Below are 7,153 nucleotides of genomic sequence, written 5' to 3' on the forward strand. Positions count from 1 at the left end.
AACAAGGTATGCAGCAAGGTATGCAGCAAGGTATGCAGCAAGGTATGCAGCAAGGTATGCAGCAAGGGAAAAAGGAAGGAGAAGCAAACCTGATAATTCGTCAGTTAAATCGTCGTTTTCCCGGAATTTCTACAGATTTAGAGGGACAAATTCGCAGTTTATCTGTAGAATCATTGGAGAATTTAGGGGAAGCATTATTTGATTTTCAATCTCAAGAGGATGTTTTGACCTGGTTACAAAATAATCTGTAATGGTGGTCATAGTCATTGAGAATTGATAAAGATGCTTTGCTGTGGGCTTTATCTGAACATGCTGGTGCGCCATTGGCGCCCTCGCTTCTGCTCATATCTTCCACCAGAACTTATGTACTAATGTTAAGGAAAAATGTTCTTTATGGTTAATTCTCTATAATCTTTGTCTCCTAGGGGTTTAACATCAATTCTTCTACTCATTACTTCAAAACTTCAAAACTTCAAAACTTCTTGCTTAGTACTTCAAGACTTCAAGACTTCTTACTCGTTACTCATTACTTCAAAACTCATTACTCATAATTCATCCACAACCAGTAACTTTGGGTAAAGATGCGAGGGTCTGAGTTCTGGGGAGCTCACCAAGGGCAATACCTAACTCCCTATCCATTATCCAGTCAAGTTTTGACTTACTCAGAGACCCTAAAACTTACCCACTAATATCAAGTTCGGATGAATACTTATTTTACTCTATTATGACTTTACTGTACAAGTTTATCTAAAGTAACTAAAGCATATAATCTGCATAATCTAAATAAGTATATTCATACCAATTTTGTGCCACAAATTCGCTCCTAGCGGCGGCAGGGTAAAAGGGCTAAAGGGATTCGCCGACCACCACCACACGAAATCCGTAGCCGCTGTACGCGCTGCCGGGGAGGTTCCCAAAGCGAGTGGCAGCGCGGCAGAACATCGGGTTGAGGAACCATGAACCACCACGGAGTACCTTTATACTACTTGCTCCTGAGAAAACAGGTTTTCCATCTAATGATATATTTCGATAGTTATCTATATAGTCATCTAAGCACCATTCCCACACATTTCCGTGCAGATCATATAATCCAAAAGCATTGGGTGGAAAAATTCCTACTTCTGTGGTCTCTTCTCGATACTCCCCTTTTGGTTCATCACCATAGGTATAATTTCCCTCATAATTAGCCAATTGAGTAGTTATAGTCTCCCCAAAGTAAAAAGGAGTAGTTGTCCCGGCACGGCAAGCATATTCCCACTGCGCCTCTGATGGTAATTGTATCTCTTTTCCTAACTTTTTGCTCACTTCTTCACAAAACTTAACTGCATCGTTCCAACTTACCCTGTCTACAGGTAGGTTACTTCCTATGAAACTAGCGGGCTTTTCTCCCATTACTGCTTGATATTGAGCTTGTGTCACTAGATATTTCCCTAACCAGAATGGTCTCAAAGTTATCTCTGTTTGTGGTCCCTCCTCATTACCTCTACCTGCTTCAGTTGCTGGTGAACCAATGGTAAATTTTCCTCCTGGTATATAGACAAAGTCTATGCTTACTCCTGAACCTAAATCGAAGCTTTGATATTTGTTGCTTTCATTTCTAGTTTCAATAATTTCTCCACGCCTATTCACTTTTACTACTTCATAGTTAAATTCTGGAAAATCATCTTGTCGTTGTTTGAGAACAGTACTGATTCCGCCAAATACTAATACGCCTCCTCCAAATGCTCCCAACCATTTCAACACCTTACCTCGGGATATGGGGGAAGAAGATGATGGCGCAGTCACAGTAGGTATTGTTGATGGTTTTGCTTGTGGAGTAGATGATGATTCTAGAGTTACAGTAGGTATCGTTGATGGCTTTGCTTGTGGAGTAGAAGGAACTGGTTTCAACAAAGATAAATCCCTTATTACTGCCTGAGCATCTGGATAACGCTCCTTCAGAGAATCCCTAACCATTGTGTCTAGGATTTCTGCTAATTTCGGTTTAATTTTCAGCTTTTTTGCCTCTACATATTCTCTCCACGTCCATTTATTATCATCGTCATTGTAAATTACATCTTTTCCCCCTACTGGCAAGCAGCCTGTGAATAAACGAATACAAGTGGCACCCAAGCTATAGATATCACTCGCTGCTGTTGGCCTTCCCTTGATATGTTCTCTGGCTGCATATCCTGGAGTAAATATGCTAGTCATCTGGGTCTGAGGGTTACCCTCTACTTCTTTTACTGCCCCAAAGTCAATTAAAAACAAAGTTCCATCTTGACCCCGGCGCATGATATTTTCTGGTTTAATATCTCGGTGCAGAATATTTTGCTCTTGCAGATAGGCTAACACTGGTAAGATGGAGTTGAGAATCTCTTCTATTTTCTCTTCACTAAATCGCCCTTGAATCTTGTACTCCTCTAAGAGGTTTTCCCCTTCAATATACTGTTGCACCAAATAAAAACTATCATCTTTACTAAAATAGTCGTAAATCTCCGGTATTTGAGGATGTTCTAATTCAGACAGTTTCTTCGCCTCTCTCTCAAACAAGTTCTGAACTATTTGCTTAGCTTGAGTGTTTGTGGCCTCTGTAGAAATTAGTTTTTTAATCACCACTTGGCGGTTAAAGACTCTGATTTGTTCTGCTAGGTAGGTGCGACCGAAACCTCCTTGTCCTAAAATTTTGATGATGCGATAGTCTTCAAAATCGTAGGTAATTGTACTTTGTGCTAAGTTAGCACCACAACCATGGCAGAGGTTATTGTTATCTGGGTTATCTGGGTTTTGACAGCTAGGGTTGAGACAGATAGGCATAATCTGCTTACAATTTTAGTAATTAAAAATAGCATAACATAATTGATAACTGAGTAATGAGTAATGAGTAATGAGTAATGAGTTTTGAAGTCTTGAAGTAATGAGTTAAAGAATTGATCCTAACCTATTAAAATTTTATTCTCCCCTGTTGGCCAATTTCTGTACTTTTTTGGGAGTGCAAGATATGAGTTGAGATACAAACAGATTAGTAAGGCGATAGCCGATAACTCAGACCCTCGCATCTTTACCTAATGTTACTGGTGGTGGTTGAGTGAGGAAGTAATTATAGCTCCACGCATTATGGTGTTTGACATCAAAATAAAGCTCTTTCCCCCCTTTTTCAAGGGGGGTTAGGGGGGATCAAAATGTCAAACATGTCAACAAGTACTGCTATAGTAATGAGTTAAAGAATTGATCCTAACCTATTAAATTTTGATTCTCCCCTGTTGGCCAATTTCTGTACTTTTTTGGGAGTGCAAGATATGAGTTGAGATACAAACAGATTAGTAAGGCGATCGCATCAGGTAACAGTTATTATTATTAAAATAATTTATTGACAGCAAATGTCTTCATTTTTTGATATTTTAACATCTTGAAGAGGTAAACTCATTAGAAGAGAATAATCCCTTCAAGTCAAGTGTTTTAGAACAGTTATATAATTTAGAGCAGAACTTATTTGCCCAAAAGGAAAGAGATTCAGAAACTGAGGAACTAATTATGCGTTTAAAACCACTATATCAACAAGACCGAGCGAAAGCTATCGCAGAAGGTATGCAACAAGGTATGCAACAAGGGAAAAAGGAAGGAGAAGCAAACCTGATAATTCGTCAGCTAAATCGTCGTTTTCCCGGAATTTCTCCAGATTTAGAGGGCCAAATTCGCAGTTTATCTGTAGAATCATTGGAGAATTTAGGGGAAGCATTATTTGATTTTCAATCTCAAGATGATGTTTTGACCTGGTTACAAAATAATCTGTAATGGTGGTCATAGTCATTGAGAATTGGTAAAGATGCTTTGCTGTGGGCTTTATCTGAATATGCTGGTGCGCTATTGGCGCCCTCGCTTCTGGGGAGCTTACCAAGGGCGTGAGCTAACTTTCTATCCATTATCCAGTCAAGTTTTGACTTACTCAGAGACCCTAAAACTTACCCCTCAGTTTTATTAGCCTAGGAATGGTCGATAAAACTTACATCAAAAATAGGCATAATTATATTACAAAGAGCATGATGCACTAGGCGATCGCGATAGGGAGCGACCGAAATCAAGCGTGTCTTTTTCTCTTTGAGATAAAAGGTATGATATTCTCCTGGTTGATAAGTTTTGCTACTAAGTTCTTCCTGTAGTTTTCTGATTTCTTTTTCTAGATTCTCGTGAAATGCGATTACATTAGCTCTATTTCTTTTACCTTTTTGTGCTTTTTTTGCAGCTAGGTAGAGATTTTCTGGGTCGATAATTTCTTCATATAGGTTACCTATTCTTTTGATTATTTACTTGACTTTTTCTCAATTTTACTCTATTATGATTATCTTGTAGAAGTTTATCTAAACTAACCAAAGCGTATGATCCCTACAATCTAAATAAGTACATACATACTACTTGCACAACCTAAATTTGCCGCCTAGCGGCAAAAGGGTAAAAGGGCTAAAGGGTTTCGCCGACTACCACCACACGAAAGCCGTAGTAGCCGTTCGCGAAGCCGGGGCTGTTCCCATTGCGAGAGGCAGCGCGGCAGCCCAACGGGGAGTTGTTCAATGCACCACCACGGATTACTTTGATGCTACGCCTTCTTGAAAGAACACGGAGTAATTTTGTAACACCACTTTCAGAAAGAAGAAAAGGTTTTCCATCTAACGGTATATTTCGATAGTTATCTATATAGTTATCTAAACACCATTCCCACACATTTCCGTGCAGATCATATAATCCAAAGGCATTAGGAGGAAATATTCCCACTTCTGTCGTTTCTAGTCGCACCCCTCCTTTTGGTTCATCAGCATAGGTATAATTGCCATCATAATTGGCCAATTCACTAGTTATAGTCTCCCCAAAGTAAAAAGGAGTAGTTGTCCCGGCACGGCAAGCATATTCCCACTGCGCCTCTGATGGTAATTGTATCTCTTTTCCTAACTTTTTGCTCACTTCTTCACAAAACTTAACGGCATCGTTCCAACTTACCGTCTCTACAGGTCGGTTATTTCCTGGGAAATAAGCCGGATTTTCTCCCATTACTGCTTGATATTGAGCTTGAGTCACTGGATATTTCCCTAACCAGAATGGTTTCAAAGTTATCTCTGTTTGTGGTCCTTCATGATCACTTCTATTTACTTCAGTTGCTGGTGAACCAATGGTAAATTTCCCTCCTGGTATATAGACAAAGTCTATGCTTACTCCTTCAGTTAAATCAAAGCGTTGATATTTGTTGCTTTCATTTCTAGTTTCAATAATTTCTCCACGCCTATTCACTTTTACTACTTCATAGTTAAATTCAGTACCCGGTGTATCTGATGACGGAACTGGTGATGGTGGATTACTGGGGAGTTGCTCTTGTTGTGACTTAAACAAACTACTAATTCCCCCAAATGCTAAAGCACCTCCTCCAAATGCTCCCAACCATTTCAACACCTTACCTCGGGATATAGGGGAAGAAGATGATGGCACGGTTACAGTGGGTATTGTTGGTGGTTTTGGTGGTGAACTAGATGGTGATTCTACAGTTACAGTGGGTATTGTGGGTGGTTTTGCTTGTGGAGTAGGGGGTGCCGATTTTAACGATGATAAATCATCTATTACTGCCTGAGCATTTGTATAACGCGCTCTCAAGGAATCTGTGACCATCTTATCCAGTATTTCTGCTAATTTCGGCTTAATCTTCAGCTTTCTTGCCTCTAGATATTCTCTCCATGTCCATTTATTATCATCGTCATTGTAAATTACATCTTTTCCCCCTACTGGCAGGCAGCCTGTGAATAAACGAATACAAGTTGCACCCAAGCTATAGATATCACTCGCTGCTGTTGGCCTTCCCTTGATATGTTCTCTGGCTGCATATCCTGGAGTAAATATGCTAGTCATCTGGGTCTGAGGGTTACCCTCTACTTCTTTTACTGCCCCAAAGTCAATTAAAAACAAAGTTCCATCTTGACCCCGGCGCATGATATTTTCTGGTTTAATATCTCGGTGCAGAATATTTTGCTCTTGCAGATAGGCTAACACTGGTAAGATGGAGTTGAGAATCTCTTCTATTTTCTCTTCACTAAATCGCCCTTGAATCTTGTACTCCTCTAAGAGGTTTTCCCCTTCAATATACTGTTGCACCAAATAAAAACTATCATCTTTACTAAAATAGTCGTAAATCTCCGGTATTTGAGGATGTTCTAATTCAGACAGTTTCTTCGCCTCTCTCTCAAACAAGTTCTGAACTATTTGCTTAGCTTGAGTGTTTGTGGCCTCTGTAGAAATTAGTTTTTTAATCACCACTTGGCGGTTAAAGACTCTGATTTGTTCTGCTAGGTAGGTGCGACCGAAACCTCCTTGTCCTAAAATTTTGATGATGCGATAGTCTTCAAAATCGTAGGTAATTGTACTTTGTGCTAAGTTAGCACCACAACCATGGCAGAGGTTATTGTTATCTGGGTTATCTGGGTTTTGACAGCTAGGGTTGAGACAGATAGGCATAATCTGCTTACAATTTTAGTAATTAAAAATAGCATAACATAATTGAGTAATGAGTTTTGAAGTAATGAGTTTTGAAGTAATGAGTAATTAGTCTTGGAGTTTTGAAGTTTTGAAGTAATATCAAGTCCGTTTAATCAGTTATATTATGAGATATTGATGCAAATAGTACTTTTTTGGAATTGCTATATGAGTTGAGATACAAAGAGATTAGTAAGGCGATCGCACCAGGTAAAACTCAGACCCTCGCATCTTTACCCAAAGTTACTGGTGGTGGTTGAGTGAGCAACTAATTATAGCTCCACGCATTATGGTGTTTGACATCAAAATAAAGCTCTTTCCCCCCTTTTTCAAGGGGGGTTAGGGGGGATCAAAATGTCAAACATGTCAACAAGTACTGCTATAGTAATGAGTAATGAGTTGATCCTAACCCCTTAAAAATTGATTCGGAGCCTGTTGGCCAATTTCAGTACTTTTTTGGGAGTGCAAGATATGAGTTGAGATACAAACAGATTAGTAAGGCGATCGCACTAGGTAAAAGTTATTATTATTAAAATAATTTATTGACAGCAAATGTCTTCATTTTTTTATATATTAACATCGCTACCCAACTACAGAAATTTTTTACAACAGAACCCTTTTTGCGATAAGATTGGAACAGAGTTTATCAGAATCATCATTGATT

4 protein-coding genes are annotated in these 7,153 nt (G+C 39.1%); 2 read left to right on the forward strand and 2 right to left on the reverse strand.

Going from position 1 to position 7,153, the window contains the following annotated elements:
- The coding region (locus MW688_RS19130) for a DUF4351 domain-containing protein (RefSeq protein ID WP_486737610.1) at positions 1 to 251 on the forward strand (251 nt) is incomplete at its 5' end.
- A gap of 595 nt (positions 252 to 846) precedes the next feature.
- Here MW688_RS19130 and MW688_RS19135 read toward each other — a convergent pair.
- Positions 847 to 2,796 (reverse strand): SUMF1/EgtB/PvdO family nonheme iron enzyme, encoded by a 1,950-nt coding sequence (locus tag MW688_RS19135; protein ID WP_486737611.1) that lies wholly within the window; start codon positions 2,794 to 2,796, stop codon positions 847 to 849.
- Positions 2,797 to 3,513: 717 nt separating this feature from the next.
- Between MW688_RS19135 and MW688_RS19140 the strand changes: the two genes are divergently transcribed.
- Positions 3,514 to 3,774, forward strand: coding sequence for a DUF4351 domain-containing protein (locus MW688_RS19140; protein ID WP_486737612.1), 261 nt, complete (start codon positions 3,514 to 3,516; stop codon positions 3,772 to 3,774).
- Positions 3,775 to 4,437: 663 nt separating this feature from the next.
- On the opposite strand, the gene MW688_RS19145 is transcribed toward MW688_RS19140, so the two are convergent.
- The gene (locus tag MW688_RS19145; protein ID WP_486737613.1) at positions 4,438 to 6,471 is read right to left on the reverse strand and encodes an SUMF1/EgtB/PvdO family nonheme iron enzyme; all 2,034 of its coding nucleotides are present in this window, start codon (positions 6,469 to 6,471) and stop codon (positions 4,438 to 4,440) included.
- Positions 6,472 to 7,153: the final 682 nt, after the last annotated feature.

The sequence above is a fragment of the Johannesbaptistia floridana genome (assembly GCF_057440575.1).